General features: G+C 63.7%; 14 protein-coding genes. 13 read left to right on the top strand and 1 reads right to left on the bottom strand.

The features are described from left to right. Positions 1–2 precede the first annotated feature (2 nt). The 13 genes from NPS47_RS03830 to NPS47_RS03770 all read left to right on the top strand — a co-directional run bounded on the left by NPS47_RS03830 (position 3) and on the right by NPS47_RS03770 (position 18,278). Positions 3–1,550 carry a long-chain-fatty-acid--CoA ligase gene (locus tag NPS47_RS03830; RefSeq protein WP_274293773.1) on the top strand — a complete coding sequence of 516 codons (1,548 nt, stop codon included), beginning with the start codon at positions 3–5 and terminating at the stop codon, positions 1,548–1,550. Positions 1,551–1,689: 139 nt separating this feature from the next. Further along, the gene (locus NPS47_RS03825) at positions 1,690–2,829 is read left to right on the top strand and encodes an acyl-CoA dehydrogenase family protein (protein WP_274293772.1); all 1,140 of its coding nucleotides are present in this window, start codon (positions 1,690–1,692) and stop codon (positions 2,827–2,829) included. A gap of 28 nt (positions 2,830–2,857) precedes the next feature. Continuing rightward, a complete protein-coding gene (locus tag NPS47_RS03820; RefSeq protein WP_274293771.1) occupies positions 2,858–4,069 on the top strand; it encodes a lipid-transfer protein in 1,212 nt (403 codons plus the stop codon). Continuing rightward, positions 4,066–5,223 (top strand): acyl-CoA dehydrogenase family protein, encoded by a 1,158-nt coding sequence (locus NPS47_RS03815; RefSeq protein WP_274293770.1) that lies wholly within the window; start codon positions 4,066–4,068, stop codon positions 5,221–5,223. Before NPS47_RS03820 ends, NPS47_RS03815 begins: the two co-directional genes overlap by 4 nt. Before the next feature lie 25 nt (positions 5,224–5,248). Further along, positions 5,249–6,241: an acyl-CoA dehydrogenase gene (locus tag NPS47_RS03810; RefSeq protein WP_274293769.1), complete on the top strand. Its 993-nt coding sequence runs from the start codon at positions 5,249–5,251 to the stop codon at positions 6,239–6,241. A gap of 172 nt (positions 6,242–6,413) precedes the next feature. Further along, the gene (locus NPS47_RS03805) at positions 6,414–8,243 is read left to right on the top strand and encodes a DUF1302 domain-containing protein (protein WP_274293768.1); all 1,830 of its coding nucleotides are present in this window, start codon (positions 6,414–6,416) and stop codon (positions 8,241–8,243) included. Positions 8,244–8,269: 26 nt separating this feature from the next. Then, positions 8,270–9,637 (top strand): DUF1329 domain-containing protein, encoded by a 1,368-nt coding sequence (locus NPS47_RS03800; RefSeq protein ID WP_274293767.1) that lies wholly within the window; start codon positions 8,270–8,272, stop codon positions 9,635–9,637. A 149-nt stretch (positions 9,638–9,786) separates the two neighbouring features. Continuing rightward, positions 9,787–11,898 carry a LuxR C-terminal-related transcriptional regulator gene (locus NPS47_RS03795; RefSeq protein ID WP_274293766.1) on the top strand — a complete coding sequence of 704 codons (2,112 nt, stop codon included), beginning with the start codon at positions 9,787–9,789 and terminating at the stop codon, positions 11,896–11,898. A gap of 118 nt (positions 11,899–12,016) precedes the next feature. Beyond that, positions 12,017–13,369, top strand: a complete 1,353-nt coding sequence (locus NPS47_RS03790) for a coniferyl aldehyde dehydrogenase (RefSeq protein WP_274293765.1) — start codon at positions 12,017–12,019, stop codon at positions 13,367–13,369. Between the two features lie 30 nt (positions 13,370–13,399). Beyond that, the gene (locus NPS47_RS03785; protein ID WP_274293764.1) at positions 13,400–14,485 is read left to right on the top strand and encodes a Zn-dependent alcohol dehydrogenase; all 1,086 of its coding nucleotides are present in this window, start codon (positions 13,400–13,402) and stop codon (positions 14,483–14,485) included. 65 nt (positions 14,486–14,550) lie between these two features. After that, positions 14,551–15,744 (top strand): acyl-CoA dehydrogenase family protein, encoded by a 1,194-nt coding sequence (locus NPS47_RS03780; protein ID WP_274293763.1) that lies wholly within the window; start codon positions 14,551–14,553, stop codon positions 15,742–15,744. A gap of 12 nt (positions 15,745–15,756) precedes the next feature. Beyond that, positions 15,757–16,899 carry an acyl-CoA dehydrogenase family protein gene (locus tag NPS47_RS03775; RefSeq protein ID WP_274293762.1) on the top strand — a complete coding sequence of 381 codons (1,143 nt, stop codon included), beginning with the start codon at positions 15,757–15,759 and terminating at the stop codon, positions 16,897–16,899. A gap of 50 nt (positions 16,900–16,949) precedes the next feature. Continuing rightward, complete coding sequence (locus NPS47_RS03770) at positions 16,950–18,278, top strand: MFS transporter (RefSeq protein WP_274293761.1); 1,329 nt, start codon at positions 16,950–16,952, stop codon at positions 18,276–18,278. 103 nt (positions 18,279–18,381) lie between these two features. On the opposite strand, the gene NPS47_RS03765 is transcribed toward NPS47_RS03770, so the two are convergent. Then, on the bottom strand, positions 18,382–18,978 hold the full coding sequence (locus NPS47_RS03765) for a cytochrome c3 family protein (protein ID WP_274293760.1): 597 nt from the start codon (positions 18,976–18,978) through the stop codon (positions 18,382–18,384). Between the last annotated feature and the right edge of the window lie 9 nt (positions 18,979–18,987).

The following is an 18,987-nucleotide window of genomic DNA, read 5'->3' as shown; positions in this document are numbered from 1 at the left end:
TCATGTACATGACCCAATGCCTGCAGCGCACCTTGCAGCAGAACCCGGACCACCTGGCGACCGTGTTCGGTGCACGCCGGCACAGCTACCGTACGTTTGGCCAACGCGTCGCCCGCCTGGCCGCTGCCTTGCAGCAGCTGGGCATGGGCGCCGGAGACCGGGTCGGCATGCTGGCGCTCAACTCCGACCGTTACCTGGAATACATTTTCGGTGTGTGGTGGGGCGGTGGCGTGCTCAACCCGGTGAACATCCGCTGGAGCGTGGCCGAGGTGGTCTACTCGCTGGACGATTGCAGCACTGGCATCCTCATCGTCGATGAACATTTTGCCGGCCTGGCCGACGGCATTCGTGCCGCCGCCCGGCAGGCGCCGCTGTTCATCTATGCCGGAGAAGGCGAGGTGCCAGCGGGGATGCTCGGCTTCGAGCAACTGATCGTCCAGGCTGCCCCGGTCGAAGATGCCGGCCGGGGCGGCGACGACCTGGCCTGCATCATGTACACCGGCGGCACCACCGGTTTTCCCAAAGGCGTCATGCAGTCACACCTGAACCTGTGGTCAGCGTGCATGCCGCGCATGGTCGATATGCCGCCGATAGCCGGTGGCCGACTGTTGCACGTGGCGCCGCTGTTTCACGTTGCCGGCATGGCGCGGGCACTGATTCAGTTCATGGCCGGTGAAAGCCATGTGCTGGTGGCGGGATTCGACGCCGAGCAAACGCTGCAGGTGATTGAACGCGAGCAGATTACCGAGACGCTGCTGGTACCGACCATGATCCTTGCGCTGCTGGCGCATGCGGATTTCGAGCGCTATGACTTGAGCTGCCTCAAACGCCTGACCTACGGTGCCTCACCCAGCGCCGGGGAGATGGTCGAGCAGTTGCTGGCGCGTCTGCCGGCTATCGAACTGTCGCACTCCTATGGCCTGACCGAGGCCTGCCCGGTGGTGTCCAGCAACCTGCCGTGCAACCACACGGCAGAAGCGCGGGCCAGTGGTCGATCGCGCTCGGTGGGCCGCGGCGGCCTTGGGGTGCAGGTCAAGATCGTCGATGCCCAGGGGCGGGAGGTGCCGCGCGGCACGGTGGGCGAAATCATCGTGCGCGGGCCGAACATCATGCAGGGCTACTGGAACAAGCCCGAAGAAACCGCCCGGGCGTTGCGCGATGGCTGGCTGTACACCGGCGATGGTGCCTACATGGACGAGCAGGGTTACCTGTTCATCGTCGATCGCCTCAAGGACATGATTGTCAGTGGCGGCGAGAATATCTATTCGGCCGAGGTCGAGAACATCCTTGCCCGGCATCCGGCCGTGGCCCAGTGTGCGGTGATCGGCGTGCCCCACGAACGCTGGGGCGAGGCGGTGCATGCGGTGGTGGTCTGCAAACCCGGCGCCGAGGTCGACGAAGCCCGCTTGCGGGTGTACTGCCGCGAATTCATCGCCGGCTACAAGTGCCCCAAGAGCATCGAGTTCCGCCAGCAGCTGCCGCTTTCCGCCGCCGGCAAGGTGCTCAAACGCGTGCTGCGCGAACAGTTCCAGACCGGCGCGGCCAACTGACGCCTGCCGCGCCCTGGCGTGGTTTTCCTGCCAGCGCTGAGCGCTACCCGATCCGGGTGGCCTCAGCCCCCCCACCGCCTCAATACATTGGCTCCACGAACCAGGCGCACTTGAACCTGGCATCCCCCTGGAGATCCCGATGCACATCAACCGAACTGTTTATCGTGAAGACCACGAAATGCTGCGCGAAACCGCGCGGCGTTTCTTCGAGCGTGAATGCCTGCCCAAGCAGGCGCAGTGGGACGCAGCCGGGCAGGTCGACCGGGAAACCTGGCTCAACGCCGGCCGCCACAACCTGCTGTGCCTGACCGTACCGACCGAGTACGGCGGTGGCGGTGGCGACTTCGGCCACTCGGCGGTGTTAATCGAAGAGTTGTACCGCGCCGGCGTTTCCGGCTGGAGCCTGGGCGTGCATTCGGACATCGTCGCGCCCTACATCGTGCGCCTGGGCACCGAAGAGCAGAAGCACAAATGGCTGCCGAAAATCTGCCGCGGCGAAACCGTGCTGGCCGTGGCCATGACCGAGCCCGGCACCGGCTCCGACCTCAAGGCGGTGCGCACCACCGCCGTGCGCGACGGTGACGAGTGGGTGATCAACGGCAGCAAGACCTTCATCAGCAACGGCCTGACCTGCGACATGGTCGTGGTGGTGTGCAAGACCGATCCGAGCGCCGGTGCCAAGGGCTGCAGCCTGATCATGGTCGAGTGCGACCGTGAAGGCTTTCGCCGCGGGCGCAAGCTGGAGAAGGTCGGCCAGGCCGCGGCCGATACTGCCGAGCTGTTCTTCGACAACGTCCGGGTGCCGGTGGGCAACCTGCTGGGCGAGTTGAACATGGGCTTCATGCACCTGATGGAAGAGCTGCCGCAAGAGCGTCTGGTGATTGCCCTGTACAGCGCCGTCAAGCTCGAACGCCTGCTCGAACAGACCGTCGAGTACGTGAAAGACCGCAAGGCATTCAACCAGACCGTCTGGGACTTCCAGAACAGCAAATTCAAGCTCGCCGACATCAAGGCTCAGGCCACGGCGGTACGTCTGACCATCGATCACTACATCGGCGAACACATGCGCCGGCGCCTGACCGTGCAGGAATCGGCCATCGCCAAGCTGCTGGCCACCGAGACCCTGTGCAAGTGCATCGACGACATGGTCCAGCTCCATGGCGGCTACGGCTACATGCTCGAGTACCCGATTGCCCGGGCCTTCGTCGACATGCGCGTGACGCGCATCTTCGGTGGCACCAGTGAAGTGCTGCGCGAACTGATCGCGCGCCAGCTGTGACCCTTTTCTCTGATTTGCAGGTGACGTTATGAGCGAAAAAGTACTGGTGGCCGGCGTCGGCATGATCCCGTTCAGCAAGCCCGGCACCAGCCCCACCTATGTGCAGATGGGCGCTGAAGCAGTGCGCCGGGCCCTGGCCGATGCCGGCATCGGTTATGAGCGGGTGCAGGAAGCCTACGCCGGCTATGTCTACGGTGATTCCACCTGTGGCCAGACCGTGCTCTATGAGGTCGGCATGACCGGGATTCCGGTGGTCAACGTCAACAACAACTGTTCGACCGGTTCGACCGCCTTGTACCTGGCGCGCAAAGCCATCGAGTCGGGCGCGGCCGATTGTGTGCTGGCGGTGGGTTTTGAGCAGATGCAGGCCGGTGCGTTGAAATCCCACTGGGATGACCGTCCGCCGACCCGCGAGCGTTTTCTGCCGATTCTGCGCGGCCTGACTGCCGATGTCGGCAACGACATGGCCCAGGCGCTGCGCACCTTCGGCGGCGCCGGGCGCGAGTTCATGCACAAGTACGGCACGCGCATGGAGACCTTTGCCGCAGTGCGCGCCAAGGCCAGCCGCCATGCCGCCAACAACCCGCTGGCGCTGTTTCGCAAGGTGCTCAGCACTGAAGAGGTGATGGCCGATCCTGTGCTCTGGCCCGGGGTGATGACACGCCTGATGGCCTGCCCGCCGACCTGCGGCGGGGCGGCGGCGATCCTGGTGTCCGAACGCTTCGCGAAAAAATATGGCCTGCGCCGCGACGTGCAGATCGTGGCTCAGTCGATGACCACCGATACGCCGGAGTCTTTCAACTTCGAAAAACCGTCGATGCTCGACTGGGTCGGTACCCACATGACCCGTGCGGCGGTGCGCCAGGTTTACGAGAAAGCCGGCGTCGGCCCGCAGGATATCGACCTGTGCGAGCTGCACGACTGCTTCGCCCAGAACGAGGTGATCTGCTACGAGTCGCTGGGTTTCTGCCCTGAGGGTGGCGCGGAAAAGTTCGTGATGGAGGGTGACAACAGCTATGGCGGCCAGATCGTCATCAACCCCTCGGGTGGTTTGCTGTCCAAGGGGCATCCGCTCGGCGCCACCGGTCTTGCTCAGTGCTACGAGCTGACCCAGCAATTGCGCGGCAACGCCGAGCAGCGCCAGGTCGAGGGCGCGCGCCTGGCCATGGCCCACAACCTGGGTCTGGGTGGCGCATGCGTGGTGACGCTGTACGGCAAGGTTGACGGAGGTGCCCAGTGAGCAGCTTGCTCGACGCCTTCCGCCTGACCGCGTTGCCCGACTATGCCGAGGCCTTTCGTGTCGAGGTCAAAGCGTTTCTGGCGACGCATCTGCCGCAGGTTGCGCCTGAGATTCGCGCCCGCAGCTGGACCGGCTTTGATGCGGACTTCAGCCGCAAACTGGCGGCGCGGGGCTGGGTCGGGCTGACCTTGCCTGCCGCCTACGGCGGTGCCGGGCTGGACGCGTTCAGCCGCTTTGTGCTGGTCGAGGAGCTGCTGGCCGCCGGTGCACCGGTGGCGGCGCACTGGATTGCCGACCGCCAGAGCGGGCCCTTGATTCTCAAGTTCGGCAGCGATGCGCAGAAGGATTTCTACCTGCCGCGTATCTGCGCCGGCCAGGCGTTTTTCTGCATCGGCATGAGCGAGCCGAACGCGGGCTCGGACCTTGCCAGCGTGCGCAGCCGCGCCACGCGCTGCCCTGAGGGCTGGCGCCTGAGCGGTCGCAAGATCTGGACCACCAACGCCCACCACGCCGATTACATGATTGCGCTGGTGCGCACCAGTGGCTCGGCCGAGGACCGTCACCAAGGGCTGTCGCAATTCATCATCGACCTCAAGCAACCGGGCATCAGCGTCCGCCCGATTGTCGACCTGGCCGGTGATGCGCACTTCTCGGAAGTGGCCTTCGACGAGGTGCTGCTGGGCGAAGACGCGCTGGTCGGCGAGGAGGGCAGTGGCTGGAAGCAGGTCAATGCCGAGCTTGCCTTCGAGCGCAGCGGGCCGGAGCGCTTCTATTCCAGCATGGTATTGCTCGATCTGTGGGCCGAGACCTTGCGCCGCAACGGTGCCAGCCCTCAGGAGAGCGCTTTGCTCGGCAGCTTCGTCAGCCAGCTCAGTTGCCTGCGCAATCTCTCCCTGGCCCTGACCGCGCTCCTGGCGCGCGGCGAAAGCCCGGTGGTGGAGGCGGCGCTGGTCAAGGACATCGGCACCGAGTTCGAGCAGGCCATTCCGACAGCGATTGCCGCAGCCATTGCGGCCAATCCGGATGAATCGGTCGATGAGGCGCTGTACCGCACTGTCGCTTACCTGAACCAGGTCGCGCCGACTTTCTCGTTGCGCGGCGGCACCCGGGAAATCCTGCGCGGCATGATCGCCCGCGGTCTGGGCCTGCGTTGATGCATCTCGAATAGGAAACGACGTCATGTTCACCGAAGCAATCGAAAAGATCCTCAATGACCTGTGCACCCCGGCGGTGGTCCGTGCGCTAGAGCAGGGTGGCGACGCCTCAGTGCTGTGGCGTGCCCTGGAAGACGCAGGTTTTCTGGAGCTGTTGACCCCGGAAGACGCCGGCGGTGCCGGGCTGACGCTGGCGGCACTGCTGCCGGTGGTGATCGCCTTTGGTCGCCACGCGCTGCCGGTCCCGGCCGCGCAGAGTATTGCCGCCCGGGCCTTGATGCGCGACTGCGCCAGCGTACCGCCAGCGGGCATGCTGACCCTGGCCGGCAGTGCCTATCGAGAACTCGATGGCAGTCTGTGTGTGCCCAATGTGGCCTACGGTCTGCTGGCCGATTTTGCCCTGGTGAACCTGCACGGCAAGTTGCTGCTGCTCGACTGCAGCCTGGCGCGCCGCCAGCGCAGCGGGGTGCATGCCAGCCTGAGCGCCACGCTGTATTGGCCGCAGGAGACCGTTGGCGCTGCCGTGGGCGATAACGGTGACGAGGTCCGTGTGTTCCAGGCCACCCTCCATGCCGCGATGATGGCCGGGGCCATGCAGCGGGCGCTGGAGATGACCCTGCAGTACTGCAATGACCGGGTCCAGTTCGGCAAGGCAATCGGCAAGTTCCAGGCGGTCCAGCATCAGCTCAGCGTCATGGCCGAACAGGTCGCCGCCTCGCGGATGGCCGCTGAACTGGCGTTCTCCCGGGCCGATGCGGTGCCTGCGCAGATTCCCACGGCGATCGCCAAGGCGCGCACCTCCATGGCCGTCGCCCAGGTTTGTGCCATTGCCCATGCGCTGTTTGGCGCCATCGGTGTGACCGAAGAACTGGACCTGCAGCTGTTCACCCGGCGCTTGCATGAATGGCGCCTCAGCGAAGGTTCGGAAACCTACTGGAACGGCATTGTCGGCCAGGCCTTGCTGGCGCAGCCGGCGCTGGGCGCCAGCGAATTCGTACGCCAGGTCCAGTCCGCCTGAGAGGCGATCGTCACCGACAGTAACGCCCGGCGTCTGCCGCTACGGATGAGCGGTTACGCCCCCCACAGGGATGCGGGAAAACATGGTTTGAAATCACCCGTTCGGGTGTCAGGCGCTAACCCGGGCCCCGCTAGCATGGGGCTCACCACCAATCCCTAACCGGAGAAACCGCATGACAAAAACAACAATGCGCGGCGTCTTCCAGCCAAGTCTGCTGGCCGTAGCTGTCACTTTCGCCACCTGCGCGGGCAACCAGGTCCACGCGGTGGAGTTCAACATCGGGGAGATCCAGGGCAACTTCGATTCGTCGTTGTCGATCGGCGCCAGCTGGTCCACCACCGACCCGGATTCGAAGTTCATTTCCAACTTCAACTCCCAGGGCAAGACGGGGACCTCGGCCTCGCGCACCACCGATGACAACCGGCTGAATTTCAAGAAGGGCGAAACCTTTTCGAAGATCTTCAAGGGCGTGCATGACCTGGAACTCAAGTACGGCGACAGTGGTGCCTTCGTACGCGGCAAGTACTGGTATGACTTCGAGCTGATGGACGAACACCGACCGTTCTATGACATCGATGACAGCGGCCGCGATCGCGCGGCGAAGTCGTCCGGGGCGATGTTCCTCGACAGCTTCGTCTACCACAACTACACGATCGGCGATCAGGTCGGCAACGTGCGCCTGGGCAAGCAGGTGGTGAGCTGGGGCGAGAGTACCTTCATCGGCAATTCGATCAACAGCATCAACCCCATCGACGTCGCGGCCTTGCGCCGCCCCGGCGCGGAAGTCAAGGAAGGCCTGATTCCGGTCAACCTCTTCTACCTGTCCCAGGGCCTGGCCGAGAACATCACCGCCGAAGCGTTCTTCCAGCTGGAGTGGGAGAAGTCGGTGGTCGACAACTGCGGCACCTTCTTCGGTAACGATGGTGTGCCGCAGGGCTGTAATGACCGCCTGGTGGTGTCCGGTCTCGACCTGCCGCCTGGCGTGGCGCACAACACCGGTGGCCCGGCGGCTATCGCCGCAGGGCTGGATAACGTCTACATCCCGCGCCTCAAGGACAACGACGCGCGCGACAGCGGTCAGTATGGCCTGGCCCTGCGCTGGTTCGTGCCGGAGTTCAACGACACCGAGTTCGGCGCCTACGCCATGAACTACCACAGCCGCAACCCGTTCCTGAGCATCAATCAGATGAGCAGTGCCGCAGGTGGCGTGGCTTCGGCGCGCAGTGTCCGTTACTTCATCGACTACCCGGAAGATATCCGCCTCTACGGCCTGAGCTTTCAAACCAACCTGGGCGGTATGGCCCTCGGCGGAGAAGTCAGCTACCGGCCCAACATGCCGCTGCAGCTGAACACCGCCGACCTGTTGTCATCGGCCACCTTTGGCGCCACCTCGCCGCTGATCACCACCGGCTTTGCCGGACGCACCCTGGGTGCCGAGGTCAATGGCTACAAGCGCATGCCGGTGACCCAGGCACAGGTGACCGCTACCCAGTTCTTCGATCAGGTGCTGGGGGCCAGCCGCCTGACCCTGGTGGGCGAGGTGGGCTACAACCACATCAATGGCCTGGGTAAGGCCGACGGTTCCGACCTGCGCTTCGGCCGCAGCCCGGCGTTCGGCTCCGGCGAGCTACCGGGCGCAGCAGGCCTTGCCACTTGCCGCGGCACGGCCGAGGGCACGCCGAGGGCCAGCAATCCGGCCCAGGAGTGTAACGACGACGGCTTCTACACCAGCAACAGCTGGGGCTACCGCCTGCGCGGCAAGCTCGATTACCAGAACGTGATTGCCGGTATCAACCTGTCGCCCAACCTGGCCTGGTCGCATGACGTCCAGGGCTATGGCCCGAACTTCGATGAAGGCTCCAAGGCGGTCAGCCTCGGGGTCGATGCCGAGTACCAGAACACCTACAACGCCAGCTTGAGTTACACCAATTACTTTGATGGCGATTTCAACACCAACGTCGACCGCGACTTCCTTGCCCTGAGCTTCGGCGTGAATTTCTGATGCAACCCTGCCAGAGGAACCTGAACATGAACGCACGTTTGATTCTGCGCGTCGGCGCCCTGAGTCTGTCACTGCTGGCCAGCGGCGTGATGGCGGCTGTTTCGCCCCAGGAAGCCGCAGCCCTGGGTACCACCCTGACCCCGTTGGGGGCTCAGAAAGAGGCCAATGCCGACGGCAGCATCCCGGCCTGGACCGGGGGCCTCAAGCCCGGTGCGGCAGCCCTGGAGAACGGTTTTCTCGGTGACCCGTTTGCGGGCGACAAGCCGCAATTCATCATCACTGCAGCCAATGCCGAGCAGTACAAGGACAAGCTGACCCCAGGCCAGCTGGCGATGTTCAAACGCTACCCGGACAGCTACAAGATCCCGGTGTACAAGAGCCAGCGCACCGCGGCGTCGCCACAGAACATCTATGACATCGCCAAAAAAAGCGCGGTAACCACCGAACTGACCCCTGATGGCAACGGTTTGCTGAACTTCACCCAGACCCGTTACTACCCGTTCCCGATCCCCAAGAGCGGGGTCGAGGTCTACTGGAACCATACCAACCGCTACCGAGGCGGCAATATCCTGCGCAAGGCCGCTCAGGCTGCGCCGCAAACCAATGGCTCCTACTCCATTGTCGAATACGACGACACCCTGGCGTTCCCGCAGTTGATGGAGGGCGTCGAGGGCGGCAAGGCCGACAACGTTCTGTACTACTACAAGCAGGAAATCACCGCGCCGTCGCGCCTGGCCGGCAGCGTGGTGCTGATTCACGAGACCATCGACCAGGTCAAGGAACCGCGCCTGGCGTGGGTCTACAACGCAGGCCAACGCCGTGTGCGCAGGGCGCCGCAGGTGGCCTATGACGGCCCGGGCAGTGGCTCGGACGGCATGCGCACTGCTGACAACACCGACATGATGAACGGCGCGCCGGACCGCTATGACTGGAAACTGGTCGGCAAGAAGGAGCTGTACATCCCCTACAACAACTACCGGCTGCAGTCGCCCAAGCTCAAGTACGAGCAGATCATCAAGCCCGGTCATATCGACCAGGACCTGACCCGCTACGAGCTGCACCGGGTCTGGCATGTAGAGGCGACCCTGAAGCCAGGTCAGCGGCATATTTACGCCAAGCGCGACATGTACTTCGATGAGGACACCTGGCAACTCGCCGAGGTCGATCACTACGATGGCCGGGGCCAGCTCTGGCGGGTCGCCGAGGGCTATGCGATGAACGATTACGAGCGTGGCGCGCCGAACTTCGCCATGCTCGGGATCTACGATCTGATCGCCGGTCGCTACAACGTGCTGGCGATGACCAATGAATCCAAGCATGCGACTACCTATGGCATCACCGCGAAGCTGAACGACTTTACCCCGTCTGCGCTGCGCAATGCCGGGATTCGCTGACGCTTTGCGTTAGCGTCACTGACCGGAACACACAACGCCCTGGTTTCAGGGCGTTGTGCTTTTTACCTCGACCACCTGATGCGGGTGGCGCGCGAACAGCGGCCGGGGGCCAACCATGACGCGACCTTCACCCATCAGCGAGGTTCGCCATGCATGTGCCACGGCCGCATCTGTGCGATTTGTTCCAGCGTGAGCTCCGGCTGGTGCTGCTTTGCGCGCCTGCAGGTTATGGAAAGACCGCGTTGCTGCAGGAGTACCTGCAGCAAGACCCGGTATCCGGGCAGGTGGTCTGGCTGCGCTGTGGCGGTCAGCGGCAAAGCCTGGCCAGCCTGAGTGCTGCGTTGGCCCGCGCCCTTGGACTGGCGCCCGAGACAGCACCCGAGGACGTGCTTAGCGTGCTCGGGTCTGGACAGTGTGGCGCGCGGCGTCTGGTCTTCGATGATCTGCCCGGCGCACTGCCTGCGGAGCTGAACCGCTGGTTCGATCAACTGCTGGCGCTGGACAACCCAGGGTTGCAGTTGCTGGTCAGCTGCCGCCAGCGGCCGGACTGGAACTTGCCGCAACTGATGCTCATGGGCCAGTTGCTTGAGCTCAATGCCGGGCAACTGGCCCTGCGCCCTGAAGCGTTCGATGCATTGATAACGCGGTTACTGCCGGACATCCCTGGCGCTTTGCGCGACGCGCTGTGGCAGCAGACCGGCGGTTGGTGCGCCGGCGTGCGTCTGCTGCTGCCTATGGCAGTTGCCGATGGTCAGCTCGCCCCGCATTCGTCGTCATTGCTGTACCAGTACCTGGAGCGTGAGCTGCTATCGCGCTTGAGTGCGGACCAGCGCGAAGTACTCTGCGGGCTGGCGCATCTGCCCAAGGCCAGTGCGGCGTTGTGCGAGCAGCTCTGGGAAGGGCAACAGGGTGCCGAGGTGTTCAACAGCCTGCTTGCCTGCCAGGCATTTCTGGTGCCGGTCGCTCAGCAACCGGGCTGGTTCCGCTTGCTGCCGGCCGTGGCGCAGGCGCTACAGGAGCAACTGAGCGCCGCGTCGTTGAACCGCTTGCGCTTGCGTGCCTGTCGGGTCTTCAGCCTCCAGGGGCATGTCGATGAGGCGGTCGAACAGGCACTCAAGGCCGACCAGCCGGATGTGGCCGCCAGCTACATGGAGCGCTTGTGGCTGAGCTGGATTCTCGGCGGGCGGCATCTGGACACCCTCATGGACTGGCGCCAGCGCATTGATCGGCAGTTGCTGCACAGCCGTCCGCGCCTGATCTACCTGTGCGCCAAGGCCTTGTTGTTCAGTGGTCGCCTGGATGAAGCCGAGCAGTGCCTGGAGCACCTGGGGCACTTTCTGCCGGTGCCCGATCCGCAGCGCCATCTGCGCTTGTTGGCCAACTGGCAGGCATTGCAGGGCACCTTGCTGGCGCTGCGCGGCCACTGTGACGAGGCGCGCCAGCATTGCCACGCCGCCCTTGGCGCATTGACGGGGGAGGACTGGTTGTCGGTGCTGTTGTGCAACTGCATGCTCTGGCGCATGGCGATCAACCGCGGCGAACTGGCCGAAGCCCAGGCGCTGCTGGAGCAGTCGCTGGAACTGGCCCGGCGCCAGGGTAGTTATGAATCGGAAGTGCTGGTCAATGTTGACCGGGTACGCCTGCTGTTACTCCAGGGCCAGACCTCACGGGCGCAAGCGTTGCTGGCGGCGGAGTTGCAGCGCCAGTCTGGCAGCCGGTCCGAGCCGTGTCCCTTGCTGGGGCGGTTGATGTTCCTGCAGGGCCAACTGCTGTTGCAGCTGGGCCGGGCCGAGGAGGCCGAGCAGGTGGTACAGGCCGGGCTGCTGCAGGTTCGCGAGGGTTGCGCGCCTTTTGTGCTTGACGCTTACCTGCTGCTGAGCGAGGTAGCGTCGCGCCGGCATGACAGCGAACAGGCCCACCTGCTGCTGTGCGACGCCGAGCGGCGCATGCACTGGGGCAATGTCGACCGGGCTTGCTACCAGCAGCGCATAGCCCGGCAAAAGAGCCTGTTGCTGGTGCGTGAGCAGGCGGCACCAGCCCGCAGTCCGGGGGTACCGGACTACCAGGATGACCTCACGCCGCGCGAAGTGTCGGTGCTCAAGCTGCTGGCCGAGGGCCTGTCGGTGCGCGAGGTGGGCAACCGCTTGTTCATCTCCGAAAACACCGTCAAGAGCCACGCCAAGAACATCAACGTCAAGCTCGGTGCCTGTCGGCGCACCCAGGCGATCAACAGCGCCAAGGCCATGGGCATCCTGGCATGAGCGCCCACCACCTGATCCGGGTGGCGGCGTGGCCCTCGTGATGGTCAACCATGCAGCCAGACCCCATGTGCCGCGACGCCATTGTGCTCGCAGCCTGACAACAACAAGAGAGGTAGTGATGAGCGCCATCGAGCATTCGACGAGCACCGACATCCGCGCGATCCTGGAAAAACAGCGAGCCGCCTTCCTGGCCAGTGAGCCCTCCAGTTTCGAGCAGCGTTGCGCGTTGATCGACCGGGCAATCAGCCTGCTGGTCAACCATGAACAGGACATCATCGACGCGCTGACCGCCGATTTCGGCCATCGCAGCCCGAGCTTCTCCAAAGGCAGCGAGGTGCTTTCGCCCTTGGCGACGCTGCAGCAAACCAAGGTAGAACTCGCTCAATGGATGCGCCCTGAAATGCGTCAGGCCCGCGCCGGTGAGGCCTGGGTGCAGTATCAGCCACTGGGCGTGGTCGGCATCGTCACGGCCTGGAACGTACCCGGCTACATGCTCTTCAGCGGCCTTGCCGGTGCCCTGGCCGCGGGCAACCGGGTGATGATAAAACCCTCGGAGTTCACCCCGCATACCTCAGCCCTGATCGCCCGGCTGATCCGTTCGGTGTACCGCGAAGACGAAGTGGCCGTGGTGCTCGGTGGCGCAGAGGTGGGCCAGGCGTTCTGCAGCCAGCCGTTCGATCATTTGCTGTTCACCGGCGCCACCCGTATCGGCAAGCACGTGCTGCGGGCCGCGGCTGAGCACCTGGTGCCCGTGACCCTGGAGCTGGGCGGCAAGTCGCCGACGATTATCTCGCGTTCGGCCAACTTCAACGAGGCCGTGGCCAAGGTGGTTATCGGCAAGCTGCTCAATGCCGGTCAGCTGTGCGTGGCCCCCGATTATGTGTTCGTCCCCCGCGAGTCGGTGGAGGCTTTCATCGCCGTGGCCAAGGCCGTGGTAGCCAAGTTCTTTCCGACACTCAAGGACAACCCCGAGTACACCTCGATCATCAATGCCCGCCATTTTCAGCGCCTGCACGGCTACCTGAGCGAAGCACGCGAAGCGGGGGTCGAGCTGATCGAACTTAACGCCGGTGCCGAGGACTTCAGCCAGGCCGCACACAACAAGATCGTCCCGACCCTGTTGCGCGACCCCGCGGATCACCTGCAGGTCATGCAGGACGAAATCTTCGGCCCGCTGCTGCCGATCAAGCCCTACGACACCATCACCGGGGTGATTGCCCAGATCAACGCCCGGCCGCGGCCACTGGCGCTGTACTACTTCGGCAACGACGCAGACGAAGAGGCCCAGGTGCTCAGCCGTACCTGCTCAGGTGGCGTCACCCTCAACGGTGTGCTCAGCCACGCCAGCACCGAGGGCCTGCCGTTCGGTGGCGTCGGCCCCAGCGGTATGGGCGCCTATCACGGTATCGATGGTTTCCGCACGTTCAGCCATGCCAAGGCGGTATTGCGCGCCGTACCGAACCCGGCCTGACCCCCACTTCATTGTTGAGAGAGAACTGTCATGAAAGCTGCCGTATTCCACCAGGTAGGAAGCCCGCTGGTCATTGAACACGTAGGCATCAGCAAGCCGGGCCCGCGCGAAGTGCTGATCCGCACCAAGGCTGTCGGCGTCTGCCATTCGGACCTGCACGTGATCGATGGCTCGTTCCCGTTCCCGGGGCCGCTGGTACTGGGCCACGAGGCGGCCGGGGTGGTCGAGCAGGTCGGCGCTGAAGTGCGTTCGGTCAAACCCGGTGATCATGTAGTGACCTGCCTGACCGTGTTCTGCGGCCATTGCGAGCATTGCGTGACCGGGCATCTGGCGCGTTGCGTTTCGCCGGAAACCAAGCGTGGTGCCGACGAGGAGTCACGCCTGACCTACGTGCAAAAGCCGATTCCGCAGTTCGTCAACCTGTCCGGTTTTGCCGAGCAGATGCTGGTGCATGAGAACGCCTGCGTGGCGATCCGTCGCGACATGCCGCTGGACCGCGCCGCGCTGCTCGGCTGTGCGGTCACCACCGGCACCGGCGCGGTTTTCAACACCGCCAACGTACGTCCGGGCGAGACCGTGGCGGTGATCGGTTGCGGCGGTATCGGCCTTGCCGCCATCAACGGTGCGGCGCTGGCCGGGGCAGGGCGGATCATCGCCATTGACATGCTCGACTCCAAGCTTGAGCTGGCCCGCCAGTTCGGCGCCACGGATGTGGTCAACGCCAAAGACGGCGATGCCGCCAAGCAGGTGCTGGAACTGACCCGCGGCGGTGTGCATCACGCCTTTGAATGCATTGGCCTCAAACAGACCGCCGAGCAGGCCTTCGCCATGCTCGCCCGCGGAGGCACCGCGACAGTGATCGGCATGCTCAAACCGGGTCTGAAAATCGAGGTGGACCCGCTGCAGCTGCTGCACGAGCGGCGTATCCAGGGCTCGTTGATGGGCTCCAACCGCTTCCCGGTGGACATGCCGCGGCTGGTGGATTTCTACATGGCCGGCAAGCTCAAGCTCGACGAAATGATCTCCCAGCGCATCAAGCTGGAGCAGATCAACCAGGCCTTCGACGAGCTGCGCCGCGGTGAACTGGCGCGCTCGGTGATCATTTTCGACGAATGAGTCACGCCCCCACGATCAGGCTGCCGCCCCGCCTGGCGGCAGCCCCAGGCCTACGGAGTTGATGGATGGACATTGAATACACCGCGTTCGAACAGGCCTTTCGCGAGGAGGTCCGGGGTTATCTGCGCGACCACTTGCCCGGTGAACTGTCCGAGCGCATCGCCCTGGGCAAGCGCCTGAGCAAGGCGCACCAGGTGCAATGGATGCAGACGCTCAACGAGAAAGGCTGGCTGGCACCGGGCTGGCCGGAAGAATATGGCGGCACCGGCTGGAGCGCCGTGCAAAAGCATATCTTCGACGAAGAATGCTTCGCTGCAGGGGCGCCGAAGGTGTCGTCGTTTGGCCTGAAAATGGTCGCACCAGTGATCATCAAGTTCGGCACCGCCGAGCAGAAAGCCCGCTTTTTACCGCGCATCCTGACCTGCGAGGACTGGTGGTGCCAGGGCTATTCGGAGCCGGGCGCAGGTTCTGATCTGTCGTCACTGAAGACCCGTGCGACCCGCGAGGGCGATCACTATGTGATCAACGGCCAGAAGACCTGGACCACCCTGGCGCACTTTGCCGACTGGATGTTCTGCCTGGTGCGCACCGACCCCGAGGCCCGCCAGCAGCGGGGGATCTCCTTTGTGCTGATCGACATGCAGACCCCGGGTATTACCGTGCGGCCGATCATCACCCTGGACGGCGAACACGAAGTCAACGAAGTGTTCTTCGACAACGTGCGGGTGCCGGTGGCCAACCTGGTCGGTCAGGAGAACGAAGGCTGGACCTGCGCCAAGTACCTGCTGACCCACGAGCGCACCAGCATCGGCGGTATCGCCCAGAACAAGGCGTTGCTCGCACGTCTCAAGCATATGGCGGCGCAGGAGCTGTGCGATGGTCGGCCGTTGATCGAGGCGCCGTTGTTCCGGGCCCAGGTGGCCGAGGTCGAGATGCAGCTGATGGCCGCCGAGATGAGCACCCTGCGAACTTTGGCGGCGGCACAGGACGGCGCGGCACCGGGGGCGGAAAGCTCGTTCCTGAAGATCAAAGGCACCGAGATTCGCCAGGCCATCACCTACCTGATGAGCAAGGCCGTCGGCCCTTATGCGCTGCCGTTCATCGAGGATGAACTGGGCTACGGGGAAGAACCGTTGCTGTACACCGATTACAGCAGTGCCGCCACCTACCAGTATCTGGACGCGCGCAAGGCCTCGATCTATGGCGGCGCCAATGAAATCCAGAAGAACATCATCGCGAAAATGATCCTCGAACTCTAAGGCGCCCCGACCATGGATTTCAAACTGACACAAGAGCAGTTGATGCTGCAGGACACCGCCGCACGGCTGGTGCGCGACACCTATGGTTTCGAGCAGCGTGAGCACTATCGCCACAGCGAACAGGGCTTCAGTGCTGCGTTCATGCAACAACTGGGCGAACTGGGCCTGTGCGCGGTGCCCTTTGCCGAGGCCTACGGAGGGTTTGGCGGCAGCGGTGTGGAAAACATGCTGATCATGACCGAACTGGGGCGCGGTCTGTGCCTTGAACCCTACCTGCACTCGGTGATTTTCGCCGGTGGTCTGGTCGCCCAGTTGGGGAGCGAAGCGCAGAAGAACACTCTCTTGCCGCAACTCGGTAGTGCCAGTCTGCAACTGGCCGTCGCGCTGCAAGAGCCGCAAAGCCACTACCACTTGCACGACGTGCAGACCGTGGCCACGCCCGTGCCGGGCGGCTGGATCCTCAATGGCCGTAAATCGGTGGTGATCGGCGGGCAAAGCGCCGGCTTGATCCTGGTGTCGGCCCGCAGCAGCCACAGCGCGCGGGACGAGCAGGGCATCAGCCTGTTCCTGGTCGATCCGCAGGCGCCTGGCGTGCATCGGCGCTCATTTCCGACCATGGACGGGCGCATGGCCTGCGAGCTGTATCTACAGGACGTGCAGGTCAGCGCTGAGGCGCTGCTCGGGCAGCCGGGACAAGCCCTGGGCGCGCTGCGTTACCAGCAGGGGCGCTGCCTCGCCGCACAGTGCGCCGAAGCGGTGGGCAGCATGGAGGCAGCCTGTGCCTTGACCCTCGACTACCTGAAGACGCGTCAGCAGTTCGGTCAGCCCATCGGCAAGTTCCAGGTGTTGCAGCACCGCATGGTGGATATGCGCATCGAGCTGGACCAGGCCACTTCCATGGCCCTGCTCGCCGCGTGTGTCGCCGACCAGCCGGACAGTGAGCAGCGCAGCCGTACACTGGCGGCGGCGAAGTTCATCGTCAGCCGCGCCAGCCGTTTTGTCGCCGACCAGGGTATCCAGCTACACGGTGGCATTGGCCTGACCTGGGAATACCAGCTGTCGCACCATGCCAAGCATCTGCTGATGGTGGCGCGTCAGTTTGGCGATGACGATCACCATCTGCAGGCGTACGCGAAGTTGATGCAAGTAGCCTGAACAGCCCCTCGGCAGGCTGGCAACAGCGACCCTATGCAAAGGAGTGTTCCATGAATAATGTCGTTGAACTGCCGGCCGAGGCCGGCCCGCTTACCCAGGATACCCGCGCGGTGTACCGCAAGGTCATCCTGCGCCTGTTGCCTTACCTGTTCCTGGCCTATGCCATCAACACCATTGACCGCTTGAACGTGTCCTTCGCCAAGTTGCGCATGGCCGAGGATATCGCCCTCACCGATGCCGCCTACGGTATCGGTGCCGGGATTTTCTACCTGGGCTACATCCTCTTCGAAGTGCCCAGCAATATGTACCTGCAGCGCATCGGCGCACGTGCCACGCTGACGCGGATCATGGTGCTATGGGGCATGGTGACGGTGGCCACGGCCTTCGTTACCACCGCCGAGCAACTGATTGTCGCGCGGTTTTTTCTCGGCGTGGCCGAAGCCGGCTTCTTCCCGGGGGTGATTCTCTACCTGACCTACTGGTTTCCTCCGGCGCTGCGGGCACGAATCACTGCGGTGTTCCTGATGGCAGCGATGATCGCCGGGATTGTCAGCGGTCCCTTGGCCGGCGCGATCATGACCCACTTCGATGGCTGGCTGGGGCTACGCGACTGGCAGGTATTGTTCGTCCTCGAAGGCGTTCCAGCGATCCTGCTAGGGCTGTTTGGCTGGTTCTGGCTGGTCGACCGGCCGGAGAATGCCCGTTGGCTGAGCGCGGGTGAGAAGCAGCTGCTGGCTGCCGCGCTGGCCCAGGGGCGACCGGCTGAAACCGTCCATGCCAGCCTGGCCGAGGTACTGCGCAATCCGAGGGTGTACATCGCCGGGGTGGTGTTTTTTTGTCTCTACAGCGGTTCGAACACGGTGTCTTACTGGATGCCGACACTGATTCGTGGTTTTGGTGTGGAGGATCTCAAGACTATTGGGCTGCTGGCCAGTATCCCTTACGTCGCTGCCCTGGCCGGGATGTATCTGCTGGCGCGCAGTTCCGACAAACACCTGGAGCGACGCTGGCATGTGGGCTTGACGGTGTTGGTGGGCGCGAGCTGTTTCTTCCTGCTCGGGCCGGCCCAGGGGCATCTGCTGCTTTCGGTGGTGCTGATGAGCATCGGTGCAGCTGCGGCGATGTCGTCCCTGTCGTTGTTCTGGAGCATTCCACCGGCGCTGCTGGCACCTTCGGCGGCACCTATAGGCATCGCAGTAATCAGTTGCATTGGCGGCCTGGCCGGGGTGATCAGCCAGGTGGTGGTAGGCGCGATCAAGTCGGCAAGCGGAGATCTGTACCTGGCTTTCGATGTGATCGGCGGCGTGCTGGTGGTGGGGGTAGTGGTGTTGCTGGTGGGGATTCCTGCGCGGCAATTAAGTGAGCGCAGTGCTGCCTGAGCCGGACGTGTGGCGGACAGCTAACAACCGGTTTTCCTTGTCACCTGTTTTTTGGTGCAACTGTCTACAGGGAGGACAAGCGGGCTCGCCCGCTTGATCATGCCTACCAACCCTTGACCCCATGCATGTCGGGTAGTCTGTGGGCGATACCCTTGTGACAATCGATACAGGTGGCTTCGCCCTTGGCCAACGAGGTGGAGTGCATGGCCGCCGCGCGTTTGCTCTGGCGGGTGAAATCCATGAACTCGAAGTTGTGGCAGTTGCGGCATTCGCGTGAGTCGTTGGCCTTGAGCCTGGCCCACTCATGCTCAGCCAGCTCGCGGCGCAGGGCCACGAACTTGTCGCGGGTGTCGATGGTGCCGAAGATTTTGCCCCAGACCTCTTTGGAGGCCTGCATCTTGCGCGCGATCTTGTGCGTCCATTCATGCGGCACGTGGCAATCCGGGCAACTGGCGCGCACGCCGGAACGGTTGCTGTAGTGGATGGTTTCCTTGAGTTCGACGAACACGTTGTCACGCATTTCATGGCACGACACGCAGAACTTCTCGGTATTGGTCAGCTCCAGCGCGGTGTTGAAGCCGCCCCAGAAAATGATCCCGGCAATGAAACCACCGAGGGTCAAAAAGCCCAGGCTGAAATAGACGCTTGGCCGACAGAGGATGCCCCAGTACTCCTTAAGCAGGGCGAACAGTGCTTTCATGGCGCCTCC

Source organism: Pseudomonas putida, assembly GCF_028682475.1.
GTDB classification, from domain to species: Bacteria; Pseudomonadota; Gammaproteobacteria; order Pseudomonadales; family Pseudomonadaceae; genus Aquipseudomonas; species Aquipseudomonas putida_AG.
The sequence above is the reverse complement of the archived record's forward strand: the minus strand, read 5'-3'. Positions and strand labels throughout refer to the sequence as shown.

Coding starts and splice junctions, on each gene's coding strand:
- NPS47_RS03830 (WP_274293773.1), top strand. CDS start 3: ATGTACATGACCCAATGCCTGCAGCGCACCTTGCAGCAGAACCCGGAC.
- NPS47_RS03825 (WP_274293772.1), top strand. CDS start 1,690: ATGCACATCAACCGAACTGTTTATCGTGAAGACCACGAAATGCTGCGC.
- NPS47_RS03820 (WP_274293771.1), top strand. CDS start 2,858: ATGAGCGAAAAAGTACTGGTGGCCGGCGTCGGCATGATCCCGTTCAGC.
- NPS47_RS03810 (WP_274293769.1), top strand. CDS start 5,249: ATGTTCACCGAAGCAATCGAAAAGATCCTCAATGACCTGTGCACCCCG.
- NPS47_RS03805 (WP_274293768.1), top strand. CDS start 6,414: ATGACAAAAACAACAATGCGCGGCGTCTTCCAGCCAAGTCTGCTGGCC.
- NPS47_RS03800 (WP_274293767.1), top strand. CDS start 8,270: ATGAACGCACGTTTGATTCTGCGCGTCGGCGCCCTGAGTCTGTCACTG.
- NPS47_RS03795 (WP_274293766.1), top strand. CDS start 9,787: ATGCATGTGCCACGGCCGCATCTGTGCGATTTGTTCCAGCGTGAGCTC.
- NPS47_RS03790 (WP_274293765.1), top strand. CDS start 12,017: ATGAGCGCCATCGAGCATTCGACGAGCACCGACATCCGCGCGATCCTG.
- NPS47_RS03785 (WP_274293764.1), top strand. CDS start 13,400: ATGAAAGCTGCCGTATTCCACCAGGTAGGAAGCCCGCTGGTCATTGAA.
- NPS47_RS03780 (WP_274293763.1), top strand. CDS start 14,551: ATGGACATTGAATACACCGCGTTCGAACAGGCCTTTCGCGAGGAGGTC.
- NPS47_RS03775 (WP_274293762.1), top strand. CDS start 15,757: ATGGATTTCAAACTGACACAAGAGCAGTTGATGCTGCAGGACACCGCC.
- NPS47_RS03770 (WP_274293761.1), top strand. CDS start 16,950: ATGAATAATGTCGTTGAACTGCCGGCCGAGGCCGGCCCGCTTACCCAG.
- NPS47_RS03765 (WP_274293760.1), bottom strand. CDS start 18,978: ATGAAAGCACTGTTCGCCCTGCTTAAGGAGTACTGGGGCATCCTCTGT.